Here is a 25,843-nt window from a genome sequence, read left to right on the forward strand (position 1 = left end):
GCCAACTCCCCATCGCCACCCGCACGCGCTCATCTGTTGCGTGACCGGACGTGCCCGACTCGGCCGGTCCCGGAGACTGCCCCGGTTTTCTACCGGCACGATGCGGGCGGTCGACTCGTCATGTCGCGGTAGGAAAGCGGAGGTCCGAGGGGGACGAGGCCCACGACCGGGCCCGCGCCGCACTGGCCGACGTCGGCATCGCCGGCCCGGACCGGGTGCTCGACGGATACGCCCACCAGCTCAGCGGCGGCATGGCCCAGCGGGTCGTCATCGCGATGGCCATGCTGCTCAACCCGACCTTCGTCATCGCCGACGAGCCGACCACCGGCCTCGACCTGACCGTGCAGCGGCAGATCCTGGACCTGATCCGCGCGATGGTGAAGGAACACGAGCGTTCCATGCTGTTGGTCACCCACGATCTCGGCGTGGTCGCCCAGTACTGCGACCGGGTGGTGGTGATGTACGCCGGCCAGGTGATCGAGCACGGCACCGTCCGGGAGGTGCTGGGCACGCCCGGCCACCCGTACACGCAGGCGCTGATCCGGGCCATTCCCCGACCGGGCCAGCCCTTGGTGCACCTCACCGGGCGGCTGCCGGACCTGGTCGACTACCCGGCCGGGTGTCCCTTCCAGGCACGCTGCCCGCACGCCTTCGACCCGTGCGCCCGGGTGGTTCCCGAGCCGGTGACGACGGCGTCCGGTCACACGTACCGCTGTCACCTGCCGCAGGAGAAGGAGGCCGTACGGTGAGCCTGCTGGAGTTGGCGGAGGTCAGCAAGGAGTTCCACCTCGGCGGCGCCACCACCGTCTACGCGCTCGACGACGTGTCGTTGACGGTGGACGCCGGGGAGACCCTCGCGATCATCGGGGAGAGCGGATCCGGCAAGTCGACGCTGGGCCGGCTGGCACTGCGGCTGATCGAACCGACCCGGGGACGGGTCCACTTCGAGGGCGCCGACGTGCTGGCCCTGCCCGCCGCCGAACTGCGGAAGATGCGCGCGAAGCTTCAGATCATCTTCCAGGAGCCGTTCGAGTCGCTGAACCCCCGCATGCGGGTGGGCGACATCGTCGGTGAGCCCCTCGCCATCCACCGGCCCAGGACCCCGGTGCGGGAGCGTCGGGACCGGGTCGCCCGGGTGATCGAACAGGTCGGCCTCTCGCCGGACATGGCCCGGCGGTATCCCGGCGAACTCAGCGGTGGACAGCAGCAGCGGGTGGGCATCGCGCGGGCCATCGTGACCGAACCGTCCCTGATCGTGCTGGACGAGCCCACCTCCTCGCTCGACCTCTCGGTGCGCGCCCAGATCCTGCAACTCCTCGCCGACCTGCAGGCGGAGCTGGGCATGGGATACCTGTTCATCTCCCACGACATCCACACGGTCCGGTACGTCAGCGACCGGATCGCCGTGATGTACCGGGGACGGGTCGTGGAGACCGGCCCCTCCGAGCGGGTGTTCGCCGACCCCCAGCACCCGTACACCCGGGCCTTGCTGGCCGCGGCGCTGCCCGTCGACCCCGACCAGGAGCTGCCGCCGGCGCGACTGGTCGGTGACCCGCTGAGCCCGACCCAGCTCGTGCAGGGCTGCGTGCTGTACGGACGGTGTCCGGTGGGTGAGGACCGTTGTGTACAGACTGAGGTGAGGCTGACCCCGATCGACGTTGGCCGCGAGGTGGCCTGCATCAAGCCGGGCGCGCCGGGGAGCTGACGTCGGCTCCCCGGCGCGGGCCGGCCGCCCCGCTCAGAGGTCGGGGCTGTTCACCATGGCGTCCAGCAGGACCCGGCGCGCGGCCAGGACGTGGGCCCGCATGGTGCTCGACGCCCACTCGGCGTCGCGGGCCTTCAACGCCGCGACGAGGTCGCGGTGGTGCGCCATGCTGCGGGCCAGCGCGTCCGGGGTGTAGAGGCGGAAGGCCCGGACGATCAGCGGCACCTCCACGACCGCTGACAGCAACGAGGTGAGCCGCTGGCTGGCGGCGGCGCCGATGACGATGGCGTGCAGTTCGGAGTTGAGGGTGGCGATCTCGTCCAGGTCCTGCGGGCTCATCCGTTGCGCCCGCTGCTCCATCTGGTCACAGAGCAGGCTCAGCCGTGGCAGGTGCTCGGGGTCGATGCGCTGGGCGGCCAGGGCGGCACCGTAGCTCTCCAGCCGGGCCCGGATCTCGTAGGTCTCCTGGAGGTCGCTGAGCGACCACTCGGCGACCCGGGCCCCCCGATTGGGCTGGAAGACGACGAGGCCCTCTGCGGTGAGCCGGCGCAGGGCCTCCCGGATCGGGGTCCTGCTCACCCCGAACTGCCGGGACAGCTCCACCTCGCCGAGCCGTTCCCGAGGGCGGATCGCGCCACTGAGAATCGCCCCCCGCAATGCCTCGTAGGCATCCTCTGCGGCATTCGTCACTCGTGCCTCCGTGATGTGAGCGGCGTGCGGCAGTTCTCCTTGCCGCCTACCCCGACGGCCTGAGATTGTATACACATGATGGTGAACGTGGTGGAGGTGTCCCCTCGGGACGGCCTGCAGAACGAGTCCGAGATCCTGCCGACGTCGAGCAAGATCGAGTTGATCCGGCGGTGTGTCGACGCGGGTGCCCGACGTGTCGAGGCGGTGTCGTTCGTCCGCCCGGACCGGGTACCCCAGATGGCCGACGCGGAAGCCGTCATGGCCGGCGTGCCCCGGCGCAGCGACGTGTCGTACATCGGCCTGGTGCTCAACCGGCGCGGGCTGGACCGCGCGCTCGCAACCGGGGTCGACGAGGTCAACTGCGTCGTCGTGGCGACGGAGACCTTCAGCCGACGCAACCAGGGTGCCTCCGTCGACGCGATGGTCCGGGCCTGGTCCGACATCGCCGAGGCCGCCCACACGGCCGGCCTACGGGCCAGCGTGACGGTGGCCGCCGCGTTCGGCTGCCCCTTCGAGGGAGACGTCGCCCCGGCGGCTGTCGGTGACCTCGTCCGTCGGCTCGCCGCCAGCGGACCCGACGAGATCGCGTTGGCCGACACCATCGGGGTGGGGGTACCCGTGCAGGTTCGGGAACTGGTCGCGGCGGCGATCACGGCGGCTCCGGGCGCACCGCTGCGCGCCCACTTCCACGACACCCGCAACACCGGCATCGCCAACGCCCTCGCGGCGGTCGAGGCTGGTGTCACGGCGCTCGACGCGAGCGTCGGCGGCATCGGCGGCTGCCCGTTCGCCCCCGCTGCGACCGGCAACGTCGCGACCGAGGACCTGCTCTACGCCCTGGCCCGCTCCGGGCACTCGACCGGTCTCGACCCCTGCGGCGTCACCGAGACGGCGGCATGGATCGGTGCGCAGCTCGGCATGACCAGCCTGCCGGGTGCGCTCGGTCGGGCCGGCTGGTTCCCGGGACCGCCCCCGCAGGGCTGACCGGTGTGATCGCCGACCAGCCACCCGCCCCATCCCGCCGGGCGGGCCGCCCGGCACCGGTCACGGTACGTCCCACCGACACGCCGGATCGGCGCGCGGCGGAGATTCGGGACTCCCTTGTGGTCTCGCCGGAATGGGAGACTGGGGCGTGCCGCGTCACGCCGTCGGAAACCCAGCGGAACACCACCGCGTCAGTTCGGTGCCGGCGTGATCGCGGGCCACTGGGAGGCCGTCGTGGTCGGCGGCCGGATCGCCGGGGCGTCCACCGCGTGGGCGCTCGCGCCGTACGCCGAGCGGGTCCTCGTCCTGGACGCCTCGCGGCCCACCACGTTCTGGCCGCAACAGTCCACCTGGGACCGGTCCGGCAACCTCGCCTGGTCCGCACTCGGCCTGCTGGAGACGGTCCTGGCCTGCGGTGCCCCGCGTACCTACGGCGACACCCAACGCATCGGCGAGGACGTGGTCGAGCGGGTCTACCCGCGTGAGGACGCCTATTCGTTCCGGATGAGCGTGCCCCGCGAGGTGCTGGACCCGGCGCTGCTGGCCGCAGCTCGCAGCCGGGGCAACGTCACCGTGTCGCGTCCGGCCCGGGTGCGGGGCCTCACGATCGAGGCCGGCCGGGTACGCGGGGCGACCGTGCGCCACGGCGCGGTGGACAGCCGGGTGACCTGCGACCTGCTGGTGCTCGCCGACGGCCGGCTGTCCCGCAACGCCGAACGGGTGGGGGCGGTCGCCTACCGGGTCGTGGAGTCACCGTGGTTCGCGCTGCTGGCGTACTACGAGAACCTGCCGCTGCCCACCGACCGTTCGTACTTCTCCCTGCAGGACCGCAGCGTGCTCATCTCGACCCCCTGCGGTGACGGGCGGTGGTGCGTGGCGCTGGATCTGCACCAGAGCCTGATCGACGCGACCGGGCAGCACCCGGCGCGTTCGTTCGAGCGGCTGGTGCGCGACGACCCGTACCTCGGCCCGGCCGTCGCCGCCGGCCGCCGGAGCACCCCCATCGGCGGTGCCGGGCGGATGCGGATGCTGCGCCGGCCGATGAGCGGGCCCGGGTGGTGCCTGGTCGGCGACGCCGGATACCACCTGGACCCGGTCACCGCCCAGGGCACCCGGGCGGCCCTGGTGACGGCCCGGATCCTGCGCGACCGGGTCGCCGGGGCCGGCGGCGTGCGGGGCGCGGACCTGACCGGTCTGACCGAGGAACGCGACGGCGCTCTCGACGACGACTGGGCCTACACCGAGCAGATCGTGCGCGGCTGACCCGTCGTCGAGCCGGCGTTCAGCTGCGGCCCGCGACCCCGGGGGCGGTCATCCGGCCGGCCGGGTGCCGTTGACGGTCACCCGCTGGCCGTAGCGGGAGTGCGGGTAGTAGTCCCACACGGCGTGGTGCTGGGTGCAGCGGTTGTCCCAGAACACCAGCGTGTTGGGTGTCCAGCGGACCCGGCAGCTCAGGATCGGCTGCTGGGCGACCCAACCGAACAGCATGTCCAGCAGCGCCCTGCTCTCGTACCGGGAGAGCTGCACGATGTGCGAGGTGAAGCCGGCGTTGACGAAGAGCAGCCGACGGCCGGTCTCCGGGTGGCGTACGACGACCGGGTGTTCGCTCTTGGGCACGACGTACTCCGGCGGGGGAGTGTGACCCTGCCAGGGGATCAGCCCGTCGTGGATCGCGGTCAGGCCGTCGAGGAAGGCCCGCATCGGTGGGGAGAGCATCTCGTACGCCAGGTGCATGTTCGCCCAGAGGGTGTCGCCGCCGACGCCGATCTGCGGTGTCCGGGTGACGTAGAGCATCGAGCCCAGCGACGGTTCGGCCTCGGCCGTGCCGTCGGTGTGCCAGTCCTCGCCGGCCACGAAACGGGAGTCCGGGCCGGCGCTGATCTCCAGGATGGCCGGGTCGCCGCCGTCGAGGTCGGCCAGGGGCTGCTGGCGCAGCTCGCCGAAGTGGCCGGCGAAGCGTTTGTGTTCCTCGGCGGTGAGCACCTGGTCGCGGAAGACCAGCACGTGATGGGTGAGGAAGGCGCGCCTGATCTCGGCCAGTTGCTGCTCGGTCAGCTCGCCGGCGAGGTCGACGCCGGAGACCTCCGCGCCGATGACCGGGGAGATCGGTTGGACGGTGATGGTGTCGTAGTGCTCGGGCGGGCGGGTGGTCGCCCGCTCGACGGCGGCAAGGACGTGCTCTTCCACGTGCTCCTCCTGATTCCGGTGTCACAGTCCACGGGCCAGCAGATCGGCCACGATCAGCCGGCCGAAGGCGAGATTGCCGTGGATCGGGTCGTCCGGCTCGCAGAACGCGGCGCGTTGCCGGCCGGCGGCGTCGGTGACCCGTGTGCGGAGGTCCACGATCTCCACGCCCAGCCCGGTCAGCGCGCGGCGGATCGTCTCCTGGGCCGCCGCGAAGACCTGCGGGTCGGACATCCCCGGCACCCGCTGCGGTGGCAGCACCGCGAGGACGCGCAACCCGAGGTCGCGGACGTGGCGGTAGAAGGCGAGCGCGTCGCGGGCCATGGCGCGCACGATGTCGTCGAAGAGGCCGCCGGTGAGGAAGCCGGCCGGGAAGTCGCCGTCGCCGGTGCGGTAGATCTGCCAGTTCGCCGTGGTGGCGTAGAAGTGGATGCTGAGGCCGAAGGTCGAGACGAGCGGGACGGCGAGCCGGCCGAGGCGGGGCACGCCCGCCGCGGTCAGGAAGCTGCGGTGGTGTTCCTGCACGGCGGTGTCCCGGAACACCACGTCGTCGTCGTGGGCGTCGAAGAAGCCGACGGTGAAGTCCCGGCCGGAGCCGACCGGCCCACCGACGAACGGCAGCCCGGCGGCGGTCGCCGCCCTGGCGATCGGGCCGGCGTGCGAGTCGCCGAGCAGCAGGAACCTAGCCGGCGCGGTAGTGGTCGAGGACGGCGTCGTCACAGAACAGGTCACCTCCGTCGGGGGCGTCGGCGCGCCGGTCCGGTGCCGTGGCACCGATCCCGGTCGGCCCGGTCGGGTTGCGGTCGCGGGTGAGGGCGGCGAAGAAGTGACGCATGACGAAGGAGACCCCTGCCGGCGTCACGGTGCGCAGGTTCGGCGCGAAGAAGACCCCCCGGAACGGGAAACCGGTGATCAGCTCGTACGAGGGGAAGTAGTCGACGTGGTCGTGCTCCTGGGCCAGCTGACCCGCGGCGGCCCGCAGCACGGACTTGGAGTACCCGGTGGCGGCCAGCACGTGCGCCCCGGTCGCCGTCGCGGTGAGCGGCACCGGCGACACGGTCAGCAGGACGGTCAGCCGGGGGTTGGCGGCGCGCAGCGACGCGACGGTGGCGGTGAGGTCCCGGTGTACCTCGGCCACGGTGAAGTTGTGGAAGGCGTGCCGCCCGGCGTCGAAGGTGCCCCGGACGGTGCCCGGGCAGACCGGGTAGACGGTGCCGGTGGCCACGTCGCGCCAGGCCTCGGTCAGGCCGAGGGTGAAGATGAGACAACCCGCCCCGGCGACCGTCCGCCGGATCGCGGCCAGGGTGGACCGGCGGGCGGTCAGGGTCGCCTCCGCCGATTCGTAGCCGTCGGGTTCGACCGACGGACGGTACGGGTCGAAGTACCGGTCACCGTCGCGCCACACCTCGTCGGGTCCGGTGCCGTCGGTCAGCGCCCAGCTCAGCCACTGCCGCAGGGCGGCGGCGGTGTAGATGGTGCCGGTGCGGAAGGAGTACGCCCCGAAGTGGCGGGCCCGGCGTTCGGCTTCGGTCAGCCCCGGCGGCGGCAGCTCGGCCTCACCCCAGTTCAGGCCCTCGTCGCGCAGGGCGGGACCGAGGTGGCGGGCGAAGCACGAGCCGGCGGTGAGGACCGGATCGTCCTGGGCGATGTCGAACTTCGGTGTCCACACCTCGTCGATGGCCAGCATGTCCGGTTCGGCGACGGCGGACCGCCAGAACGACCGGGCGGGCAGCGCGCCGTACGGGTTCATGGTGCTCCCGTCAGGTCGGTGGACGGGTGCGCGCCGCCGATGGCCTCGGCCACCGGCCGGACGTGTGCTGCCGTGACGATGCCGTGGTGGGTGGTGTCCACGACGTGCCACCCGAGCGTGGGCAGGTGGGCGTGCCACTGTCGGGCCTGCTCCTGCGGGGTGGCCGGTGCCGGCAGGTCGGGCGTCGGCCGGCCGGCGAGCCAGAGCCGGGCGGGTGTGCGGGTCAGCCGGGGTGGGGTGTGCTGCGCCATGCTGGCCAGGTTGGCGCGGCAGCAGCGCGCCAGCGCGTCCGCGTACGTTGTCGCCGCCGTGTCGGCGTCGGCGGCCCCCAGTTCGTGGGCGAAGAGCGTGGCGAGGTGCTGCTCGTCGTACGCCCGGAAGGTGGGGGCGGCGTCCGGTGGTGGCGGGTCGATCAGGTGGAGCTGGTCGGCGGGCTGGCCGGCCACCTCGGCCTCGGCGGCCATGCCGAGGGCCACCCACGCCCCGAACGACCACCCGCCCAGCTGCCAGCGCCACCGGTCGCGGGGGAAGCGTTCGCGCAGCGCGGCGTGGTACCGCGCGGCCCGCTCGGTCAACGACCAGGCCGGTTGTCCGGGGTGGGTCAGCGCGGGATCGGCGATGACGCAGACGGTGAGGTCCGGGTCGAGCGCCGACACCAGTGACCGGTAGGCCTGCACGTCGCCGCCGACCGGATGGACCAGGCAGAGCACCGACCGTCCCCGGCCCGGCTGCCAGAGTTGCACCGTCACGGCGGCTTCGGTGGTGTGGGCGGGGTCGCCGAGCAGGTCCAGCACCTCGGTCAGGCTCACCCGGTGGCTGAGCTGGGACAGGCTGAGGCTGACCCCGAAGTGTCCCTTGACCTCGTCGATCAGGTCGAGCAGCAGGAGCGAGTCGGCACCTAGGTCGTAGAGGGACGCGGCCGGGTCGAGCCGGTCGGTGCCGAGCCGGTCGCGTAGCCAGTCGCTGATCTCGTCGCCGGCCGAGAGGGGCGGTGCGACGGGCGTCGCCGCCGGTGCGTCGGCCGGTGGCGCGTAGAACTGGGGTGCCCGGTCCAGGGCGGTGGTGCAGACGAGCAGCTGCGGCAGTCGCAGCCGCAGGGCCTGCGCGACGATCCGCAGCGCCTCGTCCACGTGGAGGCCGACCGCCAGGTGTGCCCGGTGCCGGGCGTCGGTGGGCAGCGCGTCGGTGGCCAGGCCCACCTCGGTCCAGACGTCCCAGTCGAGGCAGATCCGCAGGGTACTGTCGGTCGGGTCGGTGCGGTGCCGGGCGAAGCCGTCCAGCAGCCCGTTGCTGGCGGCGTAGTCGAGTTGACCGACGCCGCCGAGCTGCACCGCCATCGACGAGCAGTAGACGACGAACGCCGGCCGGTGCCGCGCGACGAGCCGTTCCACGAGCAGCGCGCCGTGGGTCCGGGCGGCGGTCGCCCGCCGCATCGCGGTCGCGTCCCGCCGGCCGATCAGCGCGCCGGCCGCGACTCCGGCGGCGTGGACCACGCCGTCGAGACGTCGGGTGTCGAGCCGTGTCACCAGGTCGTCGGGATCGGCCTCGGCCAGATCCACCTCGACGAGGTCGACGCGGTCGGCCCACGGCGTCAGGTCGGCAGGTACCGGCCCGTGTCGTGCCAGCAGGACGACCCGGCAGTCATCCTGCTGCTCCAACAGCCAGGAGGCGATGCTGCGTCCGATGCCGCCGGTGCCGCCGAGGATCAGGTAGGTGGCCGGACCGGACGGCAACGCCGGTGCCGCCGGCCCGGTCGCCGGGTGGACCGGCAGCAGTGCCTGCTCCCACCAGTAGCCGCCCCGCAGCGCCAGTCGCGCCGGTGGCGGGGTCCCGTCGGTGAGCAGGGCCGCGAGCGCCGGCGCCCAGTCGGCCGGATCGGCGGCGGGCAGGTCCACCCAGTGGCTGTCGACGTCGCTCTCCTGCGGTGCGACCGCGCACACCCCGGCGAGCAGGGTCAGCTCCGGCCGGCGTACGTCGCCGGACACGGGTTGGGCCTGCCGGGACAGCCACCAGGCCCGCAGCCGGGGCCGGTGGGGCAGGCCGGCGGCAGCGGCCAGCAGCGCCGCCGGGGTGTCCACGCAGGCCCGGTACGCGCGGTCCAGGGTGTCCGCGTCGACCTGCCCGTCGACGGCCAGCGGCAGCGTGTGCAGCCACTGCACACCGGTGCGCGCCGCGTCCGGTGCGGTGGCGTCGGTCAGGATGGTGAGCAGCCGGCGTAGCGAGTCGGGATCGGCGGGATCAACCTGGTAGCTGTCGGGTCCGAGGCGGGCGAAGCCGGTGGCGGCGGTGACGGTGACCACCCGGGCGTGGGACGCCGCGAAGGCGCGCAGCGCGGCCGGCGGTGGTGGCTCCGCCGCCATGATCACGAGCGTCTCCGGGCGGCGACCGGCGGGTGTGGTCCCGGCGTGCCGCCAGCGCACCCAGTGCGGCTGGTGCAACCACCCGGTCTCGGGTAGCCGCGCCGGCCACCCCTGGTCGACCGTCGTGTCCCGGGACGACGACGTGCCGGTCGGTCGGGTCGGGGCGGTGGGCGGTGTCGGCGCGGCGGCGCGGGCGAAATCGTGATCCCGGAGCGCGAACGCCGGCGGCGGAAGGTCCCAGGGCGGCTGGGCCGGTCCGGCCGGCCAGCGGACCGGCCGGCCGGCCAGCCACGCGGCCACGAGGTCGGCCGGCGACGCCCCGGTGACCTCGACGGGTGCCGCCTCGACGGGGGTGACCTCGACGGCGGTCACGGTGCGCAGCCAGGCCACGGCGGCGGTCACGTCGGCGCAGACGGCGGCGGCCCGCCAGCGGCCCGCCGCCCGCCCGGCCTGCAGGTGACGTCGCACCCGGGGATACGTCTCGGGTCGGGCGGTCAGGTAGTCGGCGAGGCGGTCGGCGTCGGTACGCAGGGCGGCGGCGCTGCCGCTGCCGAGCACCACCACCGGCACCCCGGCACCGGGTGGCGTCGCCGGGTGGGCGCCGGCCGGTGCCTCGCAGACGAGGTGGGCGTTGGTGCCGCCGATGCCGAAGCTGCTCACCGCCGCCACCCTCGGCCGGTCGACCGGCCAGGGGCGGGCCTTCGCGGGAACGTAGAACGGGGCCGGATCGGGGCCCAGCCGGGGATTGAGGCGGCGGAAGTCGACGTTCGGGGGGATCCGCCCGTGGTGCACGGCCAGGACGGCACGTACCAGGCCGACCACGCCGGCCGCCGCGCCGAGGTGACCGAGTTGGCTCTTCACCGAGGTCAGCGCGGTACGCCCCGGCTCGGCCAGGTCGAACGCCTGACGCAGCGCCGCCACCTCGACCGGGTCGCCCAGTTCCGTGCCGGTGCCGTGCGCCTCCACGTAGCCCACGTCGCCGCTCGTGTGTCCACTGCGACGAAGCGCGGTACGGATCACCTCACGCTGCCCGGCGACCGACGGGGCGGTGAAGCCGAGTTTGTCCGCGCCGTCGTTGTTGACGGCCGAGCCGGTGATCACCGCGTAGACGGTGTCGCCGTCGCGCCGGGCCAGCCGCAGCGGTTTGAGGACGACCACCCCCACCCCGCTCGCGCCGACGGTGCCGGCGGCGTCGTCGCTGAACGGCCGGCAGTGCCCGTCGGGGGAGAAGATGTGCTGCGGCTGGTAGCGGTAGCCGGCGGTCAGCAGCGGGTCCACCAGCACCCCGCCGACCAGCATCACGTCGCTGTCGCCCTGCCGCAGCAGCCCGGCGGCGAGGTGGACCGCGACCAGGGAGCTGGCGCAGGCCGCCTGCACGGTGAACGCCGGCCCGGTCAGGCGCAGGTGGTAGGCGACCTTGGTGGCGAGGAAGTCCTTCTCGTGGTGCAGCGCCCACTGGAAGGGATCGGGCAGCCGTGCCGGGTCGGCCTCGCGCAGCATCGTCTGGAAGTAGGTGTTCTCGCCGCAGCTGGCGAGCAGCCCGACCCGCTGCCGCGCGGGATCGGCGATGCCGGCGTGCGCCAACGCCTCGACACAGCTCATCAGCAGGTGCCGTTGCTGCGGGTCCATCAGCCGCGCCTCGTGGCGGCTGATGCCGAAGTGTCCGGGGTCGAAACCGAGCAGCCCGGCCAGTTGGCTGCGGGCACCGACCAGGCCCTCGGCGGCGTCGAAGTGGACGATGCCCCGGTCGCCGGCCTCCACCATCGCCCAGAACGCGGCGAGGTCGTCCGCGCCGGGCAACCGCACGGCCATGCCGACCACGGCGACCGGCTCGTCCGGCGGACCCCCGGCGGATTCGTCCCGGCCGGCCGTCTCTGGTCCGGCCGTGTCCTGCCCGGCCGTGTCCCGGGCCGGATGGTCGGTCCCCGGTCGGGTCGACCCGGTGACCCCCTGCTGCGCGGTGAGGAACCGGGCGAGACGGCGGATGGTGACGTGCTCGAAGAGGGCGGGGATGGTCAGCGGCAGCCCCTCGGCGACGCCCCGCAGGTGGAAACGCATCAGGTCCAGGCTGCCCGCCCCGGCGTCGAAGAAGCGCTGGTCGGGTGCGATCGGTGCCCCGACGACCTCCACGAAGAGCCCGGCCAGCCGCGCCTCCAGGGCCGACACGGCCACCGCCGGCGCGGCGCGTCCCGGCTGCAGCTCCCGGCCCGGCGCGGTCAACGCCCGGCGGCGGTCCAGCTTGCCGCTGGCGGTACGCGGCAACTCCGGCAGCCACCGGAACCGGTCCACCCGCACGTAGGCGGGCAGCAGCGCCGCGAGATGACCGGTCAGCTCCTCAGTGGTCGGCGGGTCGGCCCGCACCTGCAGGCAGGCCACCAGCCGGGACCGGTCGCGGACGACCACGGCGTTGACCACCGCCGGATGGGTGAGCAGCGCCGCCTCGACCTGACCCAGCTCCAGCCGGTGCCCGCTGACCTTCACCTGCTGGTCGTCGCGGCCCAGGTAGTGCAGCAGGCCGTCGTGGTCGAAGCGGGCCCGGTCGCCGCTGCGGAAGAACCAGCCGAGGCCGGGCAGCTCGACGAAGCGGGCCCGGTCCAGCGCCGGATCGTCCAAATAGCAGGGGGCCACCAGGTCCCCGCCGATCAGCAGTTGCCCGGGGCAGTCCGGCGGCGCCACCTCGTCGGCCGGGTCCACCACCCGCAGCCAGGTGTTGGTGACCGGCCGGCCGATGGCCGGGCGGGTCGGCCAGGTTGCCGGGTCGCCGTCGAGGCACAGGCCGCTGACCACGTGGGTCTCGGTGGGGCCGTAGTGGTTGAACAGGCGGGCGTCGGGCAGCCCGGCGAACCAGCGGCGGATGCTGTCGGTGCAGATCAGTTGTTCGCCGGCGGTGACGACGTCGCGTAGCCGCGACGGATACCGCCCGAGGCGTACGCCGTGCTCGGCCAGGAGTTGCAGGGCGACGTACGGCAGGAAGAGCCGTTCGATGCCGGCGGTGTCGAGGTGCTCCAGCAGCGCCGGCATGTCCTGCCGCCACCCGGACCGGGGCAGGTGCAGGTTGCCGCCGCCGCAGAGGGTGCCGAAGATCTCCTGGAAGGAGACGTCGAAGGAGAGCATGGAGAACTGCAGGGTCACCGCCGCGTCCGCCAGCCCGCCGGCCCCGCCCTGCCAGCGCAGCAGGTTCACCAGCAGGGCGTCGCTGACCTGGACCCCCTTGGGAGTGCCGGTCGAACCGGAGGTGAACAGGGTGTACAGCGGCCGGCCGGCGTACGACGGGGCGACGGGTTCGGTCGCGGTGGACAGGATCACCGGGTGGCGGGGATGGCCGACCTCGTCGATCGCGTCGAGCGCGGGCCCGTCACCGGGTGCCAGCAGCACACAGCGGGGACGGACCTGGCTCAACACCTGACGCAGCAGCGTCGGCGGGTAGGCCCGGTCGAGCGGCACGACGGTGAGGTTCAGCCGGGCCGCCGCCAGCAGCGCCACCACGTGCTCCACCGACGGTTCGAAGAACAGGGCGACGTGGTGCCGGCCGTCGGCCGGCACCGGATGCCGTCGGGTCAGCTCGGCGGCGAGGCCGGCGGCGTACCCGTCGAGGTCGGCGTAGCTGAGCCGGCGGTCGCCGGCGACCAGCGCGGTCGCGGCCGGCTGCGCCCGCACCTGCCGGGCGAAGCTTTCCGCCACCGTGGGTAGGGCCAGGGGAGTGCGTGGTCCCCGACCCGGGTCGGGCAGCGCCCGGCGGTGGGGGCGCACCAGGTCGGCCAGGGTGCTCGTGGCGGTGCCGGTCACCGCGTGCAGGCCACGCCGGAACAGGTCGGCGACGGCGGCGACGTCGGCTTCGGTGAAGTGGTCGTCGGCGTACTCCCAGAGGCAGTCGAAGCCGCCGTCGTGGGCCACGACGGAGAGGGTGAGCGGGCACTTGGCGTCGGTGGGGGCCAGCCACACCGGACGCGACGTGCAGCCGCGCAGCGCCAGTGTGGAGAAGTCGGTGTTGTCCAGGACGAAGAGGAAGTCGAACAGGGGCGTGTCGGTGCCGAAGTCGTGGTCGGCGACGGCGTGCGCGAGGGCCACGTCCTGGGCGTCGAGCACCGGGCGGATCGCCTGGGCCTGCCGTCGTAGCTGCGCCCGCAGCTCCTCCCGGGGTGCCAGGGCCAGGGGCAGCAGCACGGTGTTGGCGAACATGCCGACGCTGGCGTCGAAGTCGGGTACGGGTCGGTTGGCCACCGGGCTGGCGACGCGCGGGTGGGTGCGTCCGGTGATTCCGTGCACGGCCCACCCGAAGAGGGTCAGCAGCAGCGGGAAGCGGGTCAGCCCCAGTTCGTCGCCGAGCCGGTCGAGGGCGGTGCGGTCGGCCGCGTTGATGGTGGTCCGCAGCAGGTGGTCCCCGCTGCTGCCGCGCCGCCGGCCCGGTCGCAGCGGTGCGTCGGTCTCGTCCACTGTGGCGTAGTGGTCGCGCAGGGCGTCGCGATGGTCCCGGTAGGTAGGGTGGGTGAACCAGTCGGCCTGCCACCGGGCGTAGTCCAGCGGGGTGGCGACCGCCTCGTCCTCCTCGACGGTCGTGCCGTCCAGCGCCGCCGCGTAGGCGGCCGACAGGTCACGGAACAGCACGTCGAGCGACCAGCCGTCGACCGCGATGTGGTGCAGGTGCAGCAGCAGTACCGAGCCGTCGTCGTGGGTCAGCCGGTACGCCCGCAGCAGGCGCGGCTGACCGAGGTCGAAGGGGACGGCGAACAGGGTTCGTGCCTGTTCCCGCCAGCCGGCCGGGTCGGCGTCGTCGGGTTCGCGCCACGGGTCGTAGGGTTCGGCGACCTCCTGGCGCAGCCCCTGCGGGGTGGCCCGGAACGCGGTCCGTAGCGCCGGGTGCCGTGCCACCACCCGGCGTAGCGCCCGGCGCAGCGCGTCGACGTCGACCGGGCCGCGCAGCTCGAAGGCGAGCCCCACGTGGTAGGCGGTGGAGGACGGTGACCGTTGCTGCAACAGCCAGAGCCGCTGCTGTTCGGAGGTGGCCGGCGCGGTACGGGCACCGGCCGGGGCGGGTGGCGCCGGGTACGGCGAGCCGGTGGGGGTGCCGGCGGTGGCGACCGCTGCGGCCAACGCGGCGAGATCGCCGTCCAGCACCGCCGCCGGTGGCACCTCGCGGCCCCAGCGACGCTGGATCGCGAAGCGTAGCCGCAGCGCCTTCAGCGAGTCGCCACCGCTGGCGATCCACCTGTCGTCGGGTCGCAGGTCCGGCACGCCGAGCACCTCGCCGGCCAGATCGAGGACGGTCCGCTGCCATGCTGTGACGGGCGTGCCGGTGGGGTCGTCGTCGCGCCAGGGCGGGTCGTCGCGTCGTAGCAGCGCAGCGGAGTCGACCTTGCCGTTGGGGGTCAGTGGCAGTGCCCCGACGCGGTACACCCGGTGCGGGCGCAGGTACGGCGGCAGGGTCGCGCCCAGGTGCCGGTCGAACTGCGCGAACGACAGATCGGCGTCGGTCACCACGTACGCCAGCAGTTCGGTCGTCCCGTGGGCCGGGTCCCGTCGGGTGCACACGTACGCCTGCCGGACTCCCGGGTGGGTGAGGATCTGCCGTTCCACCTCACCGGGTTCGACCCGGAAGCCCCGGACCTTGACCTGCCGGTCGACCCGGCCGACGTACTCGATCAGACCGGCGGGGTCGGCGCGCACCAGGTCCCCGGTGCGGTAGTGGCGGCCGACGCCGCCGTCGAGCCAGGGCAGCCGGACGAAACGGGCGGCGGTCTCCGTGGGCAGGTCGCGGTAGCCGGCCGCCAGCGCCTCGCCGCCGAGGTACAACTCGGCGACCTCCCCGGGGGCGGCGACCCGGACGCCGTCGACGACCAGGTGCGCGTCGGTGCCCGGCAGCACCCGGCCGATCGGCACCACCGCCGCGTCGAAGTCACGCGGCACGGGGTGGCACAGGGCGAACGTGGTCGCCTCGGTGGGTCCGTAGACGTTGTGCAGCCGGGTGCGGCTGGTGGGGTTGTCGCGGTACCAGCGGCCGATCAGCCGGGCGTTGAGCTGCTCGCCGCCGACCAGCACCTGACCGACCCCGGCGAAGCAGTGCGGCAGTTCGTCGACGACCGCGTTGAACAACGCCACCGTGATGAAGAGCGTGTCGATGCGTTCCCGGCGCAGCGCGGCGTCGAGCAGGTGCGGTGTCGTCGCCGTCTCGTCGTCGAGGACGACGCAGCAGCCGCCGGTCAGCAGCGGCACCCATACCTCGAAGCTGAGCGCGTCGAACGCCGGGTTGGCCAGGCTCGCGTAGCGGGCCGCCGGAGGCAGATCGAGGTAGCCGGGCCGGGCCAGCCGCAGGATGCCCGCGTCGCGCACCTCCACGCCCTTGGGTCGGCCGGTGGTGCCGGAGGTGTAGAAGACGAACGCGACCGGCGCGGGCAGCGGCTCCCCGGGCGCGTCGGGTGGGGTGTCGGTGGACAGCAGCGTCCACACCGGCAGCGGCCGGATGCCGTCGGGAAGGTCGCCGGGCGCGTCCGGGCCGTGGATCACCGCCACGGCGGCCGAGTCGCGCAGCATGTGGTCCCGGCGTGCGGGTGGACTCTGCCGGTCCAGTGGCACCACGGTCGCGCCGAGCCGCAGGATGCCGAGCATGACGCCGACCAGTTGCCAGCCACGCGGCAGGTGCACCGCGACCGCCTGCCCGGGGCGGACCCCGGCCCGGTGCAGGGAGCGGGCCACCCTGGCGCTGGCGGCGTCCAGGTCGGTGTAGCGCAGCCGTCGGTCGCCGTCGACCACGGCGACCGCGTCGGGGGTACGACGGGCCTGGGCGAGCACTGCGGCGGTGAGACCTCCGTGGGCCATCACACCTCCCCGGGGGCCGGCGTGCCGGCGTGCGGGATCCGGTCCACCTCGCCGCACAGCAGCGCCGCGACCTGCGGCACCACCGCACCCTCCAGGATGTCCCAGTGGTCGCAGTGCACCTGCGTCAGCAGGAAGTCGGTGGCGTTGCGGCGACGCCAGAAGGCGCGTACCTCCCGCAGGAAGCCCTCCTCGCGGCCGGCGGTGGCCTGCAACAGCACCAGCCGGGCTGGTGACGCCGGCGTCGGGTAGTCGCGCATGGTCGACCGGTTGTGGTTGTAGATGCGGTGGTACTGGTCGATCTGCTCGTCGTCGATGCCCGGGTACATCCCGTTGAACTTGACGAGCTTGTCGCGGAACTCGGCCATGTCCACCGGTTCGATCGCGCCACGGTGGGCCGGGTCGTCCGTGCCGAGCGTGTCGAGCAGGACCACACTGAGCCGGTCGTGCCCGGCCAGTGCCAGCCGGCGTCCCATCTCGTAGGCGACCAGACCGCCGTAGGACAGCCCGGTGAGCACCACCGGCCCGTCCAGCAGGTGCGCGACCTGCCGCAGGTACGCCTCGGCCATCGCCCCGACCGTGGGCAGGAACTCCTCACCCGGGTTGACCCCCGGGGACTGGACGCCGTGCACGCCCAGGGACTCCGGCAGTGCCTTGGCCAGCGCCAGGTAGCAGAACGCGGTGCCACCGGCCGGGTGCACGCAGATGACCTGCCCGCCGCCGTCGCCGGCCCGGAACTCGATGAGGTTGCTCGGTGGCCGGCCCGACGCGCCGCGCCGCAGCCGGCCGCCGAGCGCCTCGATCGTGGGGTGCAGCATGATCTCGTGCACCGGCAGCGGTTCGCCGAACGCCTCGCCGATCGCGTGCGCCAGTTTGATCGCCGAGATCGAGGTGCCGCCCACGTCGAAGAACCGGTCGTTGATGCCGATGTCCGGGTGCAGCAGCAGACGCTTCCAGATCTGGTAGAGGGTCAGTTCGATCTGGTCGCGGGGGCTGGCCAGGTTGACCTGCCAGGGCGCGTCGGCCCGGGCCCGCCGCAGCACCTCGGCCCGGTCGAGTTTGCCGTTGACCGAAAGCGGTAGCCGCGGCAGCTCCACGAACAGCGACGGGATCATGTAGCCGGGCAGCCGGCGTGACAGCGCCTCGCGCCACTCGCTCACCAGCAACGGGGCCGCCGCGTCCCGGACCACCCCGGCGACCAGCCTCGGTTCGCCGGCGTCGGCGTCGACCAGCACCGCCGCCTCGCGCACGTCCGGCCGGTCCAGCAGCGCGGCCTCGATCTCGCCCAGCTCGATGCGGAAGCCCCGGATCTTGACCTGGCCGTCCCGCCGGCCGAGGTACTCGATGTTGCCGTCGGGCAGGAAACGGCCCAGGTCGCCGGTGCGGTAGACCCGTTCGCCGGGCACGAACGGGTCGGGGACGAACCGTTCGGCGGTCGCCCCCGGCCGGCCCAGGTAGCCCCGGGCGACCCCGGCGCCACCGATGTGGATCTCGCCGGTGACCCCGACCGGCACCGGCTCCAGTCGCTCGTCGAGCAGGTAGACGCGGGTGTTGGCCACCGGCCGGCCGATCGGGCACTGGCGGGCCCACGGCTGCGGGTCGAGGTAGGCGGTGCTGTAGACGGTGGTCTCGGTCGGCCCGTACCCGTTGAGGACCCGCAGCCCGGGCCGGGCCTGCTGGATGCGGTGCAGGCCCCGCTCCGGCAGCGGTTCCACCCCGACCAGCAGGTGGCGCAGCGTCGACCCGGCCAGCCGGGTCACCGGGTCCTCGTCGAGCCACCGGACGAACGCCGGCGGCAGGTACGCCTGCACGACGCGGTGCTCGCGCAGCCACCCCATCAGGGCCGTCGGGTCACCACGCAGCGGTTCGGGTACGAGGTGCAGGGTGCCACCGGTGGTCAGCGGCAGGAAGATCTCCTGCACGGAGACGTCGAAGCCGACGCTCGACCACAGGGCCGCCGACGCCCCCGGGACGGCACCGAACCGCGACACCCAGTCGTCGAGCAGGTTCGTGATGCCGCCGTGCGCGACGGCGACGCCCTTGGGCCGGCCGGTCGAGCCGGACGTGTAGATGACGTAGGCCAGGGCGGCGGGGTGCACCGCGACGTCGGGGGGCGTGTCGTGGCGTCCCTCGGCCTCGACGGCGGCCAGGTCGTCGTCGCCGAGCACCAGCGCCGGGGCGGCGTCGGCGACCATGCCGGCGAGCCGCTGCGCCGGCAGCGCCGGGTCCAGCGGCAGGTACGCGGCACCGGCCTTGAGCACGCCCAGGATGGCGACGATCAGCCCGGCCGAGCGGCGCGCCCGCAGTCCGACCACCTGGTCGCCGCGCACGCCCCGGGCGATCAGGGCGTGCGCCACCCGGTTGGCCCGGCGTTCCAGCGTGGCGTAGTCGATCCGTTCGTCCTCGTCGACCACGGCGGGCCGGTCGGGGTGCTGCCGCGCCCGCGCCGCGATCCGCGCCACCACGTCCGCCGGCCGGGTGGGCGCTCGCCCGGTGTCGTTCCACTCCACCAGCAGGCGGTGCCGCTCGTCGGGGCCGGGCAGCCGCAGCGCGCCGACCGGCGTGGCCGGGTCCGCCGCCACCTGGCCGAGCAGGTGGACGAAGTGGCCGGTCAGCCGGGCGATCGTCGTCGCGTCGAAGAGGTCGGTGTCGTACTCGACGACGACGTGTAACGCGTCCGGGTGCTCCATCACCTCGACCGACAGGTCGAACTTCGCCGCGCCGGTGCTGCTCGACAGGGGCCGCAGCGCCAGCCCCGGCAGCTCCAGTTGGCCGCGGGGGATGTTCTGCAGCACCAGCATCACCTGGAACAGCGGCGAGTAGCTGCTGTCGCGCTGCGGGTTGAGCGCGTCCACGAGCTGCTCGAACGGCAGGTCGGGATGGGCGTACGCGTCGAGTGCGTGCCGGCGGACGTCGGCCAGCAGCGCCGCGAAGGACTGCCCCGGGTCCAGCCGGTTGCGGATCACCACCGTGTTGACGAAGTGGCCGATCAGGCCCTCCACGTCCCGGTGGTTGCGGTTGGCGAACGGGGTGCCGACACGCACGTCGTCCTGCCCGCTGTAGCGCCACAGCAGCACCGACAGGGCGGCCATGAGCGTCATGAACAGCGTCGCGTCGCCCGCCCGCCCCACCTCCCGCAGGCCGTGCAGCACCGCCGCGTCCACCGTCGTGGCGTGGCAGTCGCCCCGGTAGCGCTGCACCGCCGGGCGGGGCCGGTCGGTCGGCAGGGCCAGCAGCGCGGGCGCGCCGGCCAGCGTCCGCGTCCAGTAGCCGAGCTGACGGTCCCGTTCACCACCGTCGAGCTGCCGGCGCTGCCACAGCACGTAGTCCGGGTACTGCATAGGCAGTTCGGTCAGCGCGCCGGTCCCGCCCCGCGTGTACGCGCCGTAGAGCGTGGCGAGTTCACCGAGCAGGATGCCGACGGACCAGCCGTCGGCCACCATGTGGTGCACGGTGAGCAGCCAGCGGTGCTCCTCGGGGGCCAACCGGAGCAGGCTGCTGCGCAGCAGCGGACCGGCCGCCAGGTCGAACGGGGTCCGCGCCTCGACCACGGTGGCCTCGTCGGCGTGACGGGAGCGCTGCGGGCCGGGCAGCGCGGTGAGGTCCGTGACCGGCAGGGTGACCGGCCCGGCCGGCCGCACCACCTGGCAGGGTTCCCCGTCGACGAGCGTGAAGACGGTGCGCAGCGCCTCGTGCCGGCGCACCACCTCGGTCAGGGCGCGGGTCAGCGCCGCGGTGTCCAGCGGGCCGGTGAGGTCGAAGGCGATCGGGTTGTTGTAGAACGGGTTGCCCGGGGCGAGCTGGTCGAGGAACCAGAGCTGCCGTTGGGCGAACGCGACCGGCACCGGCATCCCGGGGTGCGGCCGGGGGTCGATGGTGTCGGTCGCCGGGCCGGCCAGGATCGCGAGCAGCTCCTGTTTGTGCCGCTTGACCTGAGCCAGCAGGTCGGGGGTGAGGATCTCCCGGGAGCCGGTGAGGCGCAGGCGGTCGCCGTCGACCCGCAGCCCCACCGCGTGCCGGTGCAGCGTCGCGAGCAGGTCGACGGCGTTCACAGTTCCACCGTGATCGTGTCGGCGGTGGCGGGCCCGGTGGTGTCCGCTGCCGGTCGTCCGCCGCCGACCAGCGTGTAGACCAGCCGGTGTGCGGGGCCGAGGTCGAACAGGGCGGCCAGCTCGGTCGGGTCCAGCGCACCGATGCCGCACAGGCCCAGACCGTGCTCGGGGGCGGCCATCGTCAGCAGTTGCGCCATGGCGCCCGCCTCGATGGCGGTGAACCTTCCGCTCTGCTCCTGGTACAGCGGCTCGATGGCCGCCTCCTGCGCCACCAGGAACAGCGCGAACGCGGCGGCCTCGAAGACCGGCCGGTTGACGAAGTAGTCGAAGGCGTCGGGGCTCAGCGTGCGGTCCCGGCCGAGCGCCAGCAGCCGGTGCTCGGTGGGGTCGTGGTAGTACGCTCCGCCCGGCACCCCGTCGATGCGTCCCGCCTTGACCAGCACGTACGTCTGCACGGCGTAGGTGCTGCCGGCCGAGCCGTACTGGAACACCGCCCGGTCGTCGACGGTGCGTCGGGTGAGGGTGGCCAGGAGCCGGCCGAGCGCCCCGGCCGGCAGCGGGTCGGCGGTGAAGCGGCGCACCGAGCGGTGGTCGGTGTAGCGCCGGTCGTAGGCCGGGTCGGCCGGTGCGGCCAGCGCGACCGCCGGGGTGCCGGGCGGGACGTCGCGGTGACCCCGGCCGGCTGCGGTGAACGCGGCGCGCGCCACCGGGTCCTCGACCACCGTGGCGGCCTGCCGGGTGGGCGCGGCGACGGCCTGTCCGGCGGTGTGCTCCCGGAACATCCGCAGCAGGTCGCCGAGGGTCGGTTGGCCCATCAGCCGGGCCAGCCTGGGTCGGAAACCCAGCTCGCCGGAGAGGGCGTTGGCGATCCGCACGATGTCGATGGAGGTGGCGCCGAGCATCAGCAGGTTGGCGTCGGGCGCGATGACGGGCAGGCCGAGGATCCCGGCGACGATCTCCACCAGCCGGTGTTCGGCGGCACCGGTGAGCGCCGGTGCGGCGACGGCCGCGTCCGCCGTCGGCGCCGGGTCGGGGAGCAGGCTGCGGTCGACCTTGCCGTTGGCCGACAGCGGCAACGCGTCCAGGACGGTGATCGACGACGGCACCATGTACGCCGGCAGCGCCCGCTCCAGGTGGGCGACGAGTACGGCCGGGTCGGGCGCGGTGCCGTCGGGCACCACGTACGCGGCGAGCCGTTTGGTGCCCTGTGCCTCGCCCAGCAGCCGCAGCGCGGCGGCACGTACCGTCGGGTGCGCCTGCAACGCCGTCTCGATCTCGCCCAGCTCGATGCGGTAGCCGTGCACCTTGACCTGGCCGTCCTCCCGGCCGAGGAACTCGATCGTGCCGTCGGGACGCAGCCGGCCCAGGTCTCCGGTGCGGTAGAGCCGGACGCCGGTGACCGGGTGCACGACGAAACCCGCCGCGGTGGCCTCGGCGTCCCGCCAGTAGCCCTGCGCCAGTCCGACGCCGCTGATGTAGAGGTCACCTGTGGCCCAGGTGGGGCGGGGCCGCAGCGCCTCGTCGAGCACGTGCACCCCCTGGTGGGCCAGCGCCCGGCCGTACGGGATGCTGCGCCACGCCGGGTCGACCTCCCCGACCGGGTGGTGGATGGACCAGATCGACGCCTCGGTGGCCCCGCCGAGGCTCTCCACCCGGATCCCGGGCTGCGCCGCGCGCAGCCGGTCGGGCAGGGCGAGCGGTATCCAGTCACCGGAGAGCATGGCCAGCCGCAGCGACGTGGGCAGCGGGTGGCCGGCGTCGGCGTGGTCGAGCAGCAGGCCGGCCAGCGCCGGCACCGAGTTCCACACGCTGACCCGGTGGGTGCGGGCCCGATCCGCCCAGTGGGCCGGATCGCGGGCCAGCTCCGGGTCGAGCGTCACGACCGCCGCGCCGGCCGCGAGCGTGCCGAAGATGTCGAAGACCGACAGGTCGAAGCTGAGCGCGCTGACGGCCAGGACCCGGTCGGTCGGCCCGACGGCGAACCGTGCGGTGACGTCGAGGAGGGTGTTGACCGCGCCGCGGTGGTCGATCGCCACCCCCTTCGGGACGCCGGTCGACCCGGACGTGTAGATCACGTACGCGAGGTCGGTCTCCGCCAGGTCCACCGGCCGCAGCGGTGGCCCGCCCGCGCCGAGGGTGGTCGCGTCCACCACCAGCCGCTGGGCGCCCCCGGGCAGGGGTACCCGGGCCGATTCCACCAGGACCAGCTCCGCCCCGGCCCGCTGGAGCACCCGGGCCGTCCGCTCGGTGGGCCACTCCGGGTCCAGCGGCAGGTACGCGCCGCCGGCGTACAGGACCGCGAGGGTGGCGACGACCTGCTTCCAGCCCCGGTCGAGCAGCACCGCGACGAGCTGGCCGGGGCGCACGCCCCGGTCCTGGAGCCGTCCGGCCAACCGCCGTGCCTCGCCCTGCACGCTGGTGTAGTCGAGTTGCCGGTCCACGGCGAGCACCGCGGGCGCGGTGGGGGTCGCCGCCGCCTGCCGGTCGACCAGTTCGTGCAGGAGGGCCCGGCCGGTCGGCGGGGCCGCCGGCACCGGCGGGGCGAGCGGTCCGTCCACCGTGGTGTGCCAGGCTTCCGGGCTCTCCAGCCGCCCGAGCAGCGCCCGGTACGCGGCGAACATCTCGGCGACCAGGCCGGCGGGGAACAGCTCGTCGATGCTGTCCCAGTTGAGGTGCAGCCGCCCACCGGCCTCCACGACCGTGTGGTCGATCCACACCTGCGGGGTCTGGGTGATGCCGTGGACGACCTCGCCGCCGAGCGCCGCCGCGAGGCCGCTGTCGCCGACGTCGGGGGCCGCCTCGGCCAGCGTGCTGTTGAACACGACCGGCAGGGCCGCGTGGCGGGTGCCCCGGGCGCGGGCGAGTTCCCGGTTGACCCGGACGCCGCTCGCCGCCGCGTGGTCGATGTCCTGCCAGAGCTGCTCCTGCACGGTGCGGGCCCGGGTGACGAAGTCGACTCCGGGCGTCACGTCGACCTCCAGCAGCACCAGGGAGGTGAAGTCGCCGATCACCGTGTTGATGCCCGGGTGCAGCGGCAGCCGGTTGAACAGCGGCAGGCTCAGCGTGAACCGTGACCGGCGGCTCCACCGGGCCAGCACCTGGGCGAACGCGGTCACCAGCAGCACCGACGGGGTGACTCCGTGCCGGCCGGCGGTCTCCTTCAGCCGACGCCACCGCGCTGCCGGCACCACCTCGTCGTAGCGGGTGAACCGGGGCTGTCCGACGCTGTCGGGCTGCCGTCGCAGCGGTAGCTGCGGTGCGGGCGGCAGGGTGGCGACCCGCTGCCGCCAGTAGTCGAGCGCCCGCTGGTAGCGCGGCGTGTCCCGCAGGGCCCGTTCGGCCAGGACGTAGTCGCGGAACGTCACCGCGAGCGGGGGCAGGTCGACGTCCGGGTCCGCGTAGAGCAACGCCAGTTCGTGTTCCAGGATCTGGCCGCTGGCCGCGTCGAGGATCAGCGCGTCGATGCTGACGTGCAGCCGGGTCTCGTCGTCGAGCAGCGTCACCGCGAACGCGAACAGCGGCCAGCGCCCGGCGTCGAGCACCTGGTGGGACATCCGCTGCCGGGTTTCGTCGAGCCGCTGACGGGCGGTGTGGGCGTCGAGGCCGCGCAGGTCCTGCCGGGCCATGACGTACGGCGGCACGTCCGCCAGGACCTGCTGGACGCCGTCGTGGAAGACCGCGCGGAGCATGTCGTGGCGGTCGATCAGCCGGTGCAGCGCCCGGGTGAAGCGGTCCTCGTCGAAGTCACGTAGCCGCAGCTCGCTGTAGCCGTGCGCGCCGACGCCGCCGAGTTCGAGGGTGGAGCCGCGGCCCACCCAGTACGCCTCCTGGATGTCGGTGAGCGGGAACGGCTCGTGCCGGCCGGCCGGGTCGGCGACGAGCGGTGGGAAGACGTCGACGGTGGGGGCGTCGGGCCCGGCCAGCTCGGCCGCCAGGTCCGCCAGGACCGGTTTGCGGAACAGGGTCCGCAGCGACAGCCGCGCCGACATCCGTTCGTTGATTGCGTGGACGAGCCGGGTCGCCAGCAGCGAGTGCCCGCCGAGGGCGAAGAAGTCGTCGTGTGCGCCGACCCGGTCGCGGCGCAGCACCTCGGCCCAGATGGCGGCCATCCGGGCTTCCCGCTCGTCGCGGGGCGCCACGTAGGTGGTGGCGACGTCGGCCTGCTCGGGCGCGCGCAGGGCCCGCCGGTCCAGTTTGCCGTTGGCGGTCAGCGGCAGCCGGTCCAGCACCACCCAGCGGGTCGGCACCAGGTGTTCGGGCAGCCGACGCCGCAGCTGGTCGCGGGCCGCCTCGGCGGTGACGTCACCGACCAGGTAGCCGACCAGGTGCGGGTCGCCCGGAGTGTCCTCGCGCAGCAGGACCGCAGCTTCGCGGACCCCCTCGACGTGCCGCAGGGCGCTTTCCACCTCACCGGGCTCGACCCGGAAACCACGGACCTTGACCTGGTCGTCGACGCGCCCGGCGAACTCGATGGTCCCGTCGCTGCGACGGCGGGCCAGGTCGCCGCTGCGGTACATCCGCTGGCCCGCCCCGGCGAACGGGTCGGGCAGGAACCGGGCCGCGGTCGCCGCCGGCTGGTTGAGGTAGCCCCGGGCCAGGCCGGCACCGCCGATGTACAGCTCGCCGAGCACGCCCGGCGGCACCGGTTCGCACCTGTCGTCGAGCACGTAGAGGAGGGCGTTGGCGATCGGCCGGCCGATCGGTGGCAGCGCCGGCCAGTCGGCCGCCGCCGCGGTGGCCAGGGCGTGCTGGCTGACCACGTGGGTTTCCGTGGGGCCGTACTGGTTGTAGAGGTACCGGCCGCCCAGCCCGGTCACCAGGGCCCGGACGTCGTCGTTGACCCGCAGCGCCTCGCCGGCGGTGACGATCTCGCAGCCTTCGGCCAGCGGGGCGTCGCCCGTGGTGAGGCCGGCCATCTGGTGCAGCACGGCCGCCGGCAGGAACGCCCGCCGCACCCCCTGCCCGGCGAGGACGTGCCGCAGCTGGCCGAGGTCGCGGGCGTGGTCCTCGCCGATCAGCACCAGCGTGCCGCCCTGACCCAGGGTGCTCCAGATCTCCTGGGCGGAGACGTCGAAGCCGATCGAGGCGAACTGGAGCACCCGCTGGGGCACCGGGCTGCCGGGTGCGGCGTAGCGCAGCTGCCAGTCGATCAGGTTGTCCAGGCACCGCCAGGTCTGCGCCACGCCCTTGGGGCGGCCGGTGGAGCCGGAGGTGTGGATGACGTAGGCGAGGTGGTCGGGGCGGGTGCCGGGGTCGGGGGCGGTGGTGGGGTGTCCGGTGAGGTCGGTGGTGTCGAGGTTGATCAGTG

11 protein-coding genes are annotated in these 25,843 nt (G+C 73.9%); 4 read left to right on the plus strand and 7 right to left on the minus strand.

The window, feature by feature from the left end:
* Positions 1-50 precede the first annotated feature (50 nt).
* Entirely contained in the window at positions 51-749 is a 699-nt protein-coding gene (locus tag H1A17_RS35410; protein WP_309236656.1) for an ABC transporter ATP-binding protein, read from the plus strand.
* Entirely contained in the window at positions 746-1,705 is a 960-nt protein-coding gene (locus H1A17_RS01095) for an ABC transporter ATP-binding protein (RefSeq protein WP_145919068.1), read from the plus strand. Before H1A17_RS35410 ends, H1A17_RS01095 begins: the two co-directional genes overlap by 4 nt.
* A gap of 33 nt (positions 1,706-1,738) precedes the next feature.
* On the opposite strand, the gene H1A17_RS01100 is transcribed toward H1A17_RS01095, so the two are convergent.
* On the minus strand, positions 1,739-2,395 hold the full coding sequence (locus H1A17_RS01100) for a GntR family transcriptional regulator (RefSeq protein ID WP_145919069.1): 657 nt from the start codon (positions 2,393-2,395) through the stop codon (positions 1,739-1,741).
* 75 nt (positions 2,396-2,470) lie between these two features.
* Here H1A17_RS01100 and H1A17_RS01105 point away from each other — a divergent pair, with 75 nt between their 5' ends.
* Positions 2,471-3,379 carry a hydroxymethylglutaryl-CoA lyase gene (locus H1A17_RS01105; RefSeq protein ID WP_194820792.1) on the plus strand — a complete coding sequence of 303 codons (909 nt, stop codon included), beginning with the start codon at positions 2,471-2,473 and terminating at the stop codon, positions 3,377-3,379.
* 207 nt (positions 3,380-3,586) lie between these two features.
* Positions 3,587-4,642, plus strand: coding sequence for an FAD-dependent monooxygenase (locus H1A17_RS01110; protein WP_194820793.1), 1,056 nt, complete (start codon positions 3,587-3,589; stop codon positions 4,640-4,642).
* A 48-nt stretch (positions 4,643-4,690) separates the two neighbouring features.
* Here the strand turns inward: H1A17_RS01110 and H1A17_RS01115 are convergent, their stop codons facing one another.
* The 6 genes from H1A17_RS01115 to H1A17_RS01140 all read right to left on the minus strand — a co-directional run.
* A complete protein-coding gene (locus H1A17_RS01115) occupies positions 4,691-5,566 on the minus strand; it encodes a TauD/TfdA family dioxygenase (protein WP_145919072.1) in 876 nt (291 codons plus the stop codon).
* A 21-nt stretch (positions 5,567-5,587) separates the two neighbouring features.
* Complete coding sequence (locus H1A17_RS01120) at positions 5,588-6,283, minus strand: hypothetical protein (protein ID WP_194820794.1); 696 nt, start codon at positions 6,281-6,283, stop codon at positions 5,588-5,590.
* Positions 6,246-7,313: a GSCFA domain-containing protein gene (locus H1A17_RS01125; protein WP_194820795.1), complete on the minus strand. Its 1,068-nt coding sequence runs from the start codon at positions 7,311-7,313 to the stop codon at positions 6,246-6,248. The genes H1A17_RS01120 and H1A17_RS01125 overlap by 38 nt, the downstream gene beginning before the upstream one ends.
* On the minus strand, positions 7,310-16,486 hold the full coding sequence (locus H1A17_RS01130; RefSeq protein WP_194820796.1) for a non-ribosomal peptide synthetase: 9,177 nt from the start codon (positions 16,484-16,486) through the stop codon (positions 7,310-7,312). Before H1A17_RS01130 ends, H1A17_RS01125 begins: the two co-directional genes overlap by 4 nt.
* Positions 16,486-20,535, minus strand: coding sequence for a non-ribosomal peptide synthetase (locus H1A17_RS01135; protein WP_194820797.1), 4,050 nt, complete (start codon positions 20,533-20,535; stop codon positions 16,486-16,488). Before H1A17_RS01135 ends, H1A17_RS01130 begins: the two co-directional genes overlap by 1 nt.
* On the minus strand, positions 20,532-25,843 hold a 5,312-nt coding region (locus tag H1A17_RS01140), incomplete at its 5' end, for a non-ribosomal peptide synthetase (RefSeq protein ID WP_194820798.1). The genes H1A17_RS01140 and H1A17_RS01135, both read right to left, overlap by 4 nt.

Origin of the sequence: Micromonospora sp. S-DT3-3-22 (assembly GCF_015354745.1) — a bacterium.
In the GTDB taxonomy this organism is placed as follows: domain Bacteria; phylum Actinomycetota; class Actinomycetes; order Mycobacteriales; family Micromonosporaceae; genus Micromonospora; species Micromonospora wenchangensis.

Coding starts and splice junctions, on each gene's coding strand:
- H1A17_RS01125 (WP_194820795.1), bottom strand. CDS start 7,313: ATGAACCCGTACGGCGCGCTGCCCGCCCGGTCGTTCTGGCGGTCCGCC.
- H1A17_RS01130 (WP_194820796.1), bottom strand. CDS start 16,486: ATGGCCCACGGAGGTCTCACCGCCGCAGTGCTCGCCCAGGCCCGTCGT.
- H1A17_RS01105 (WP_194820792.1), top strand. CDS start 2,471: ATGATGGTGAACGTGGTGGAGGTGTCCCCTCGGGACGGCCTGCAGAAC.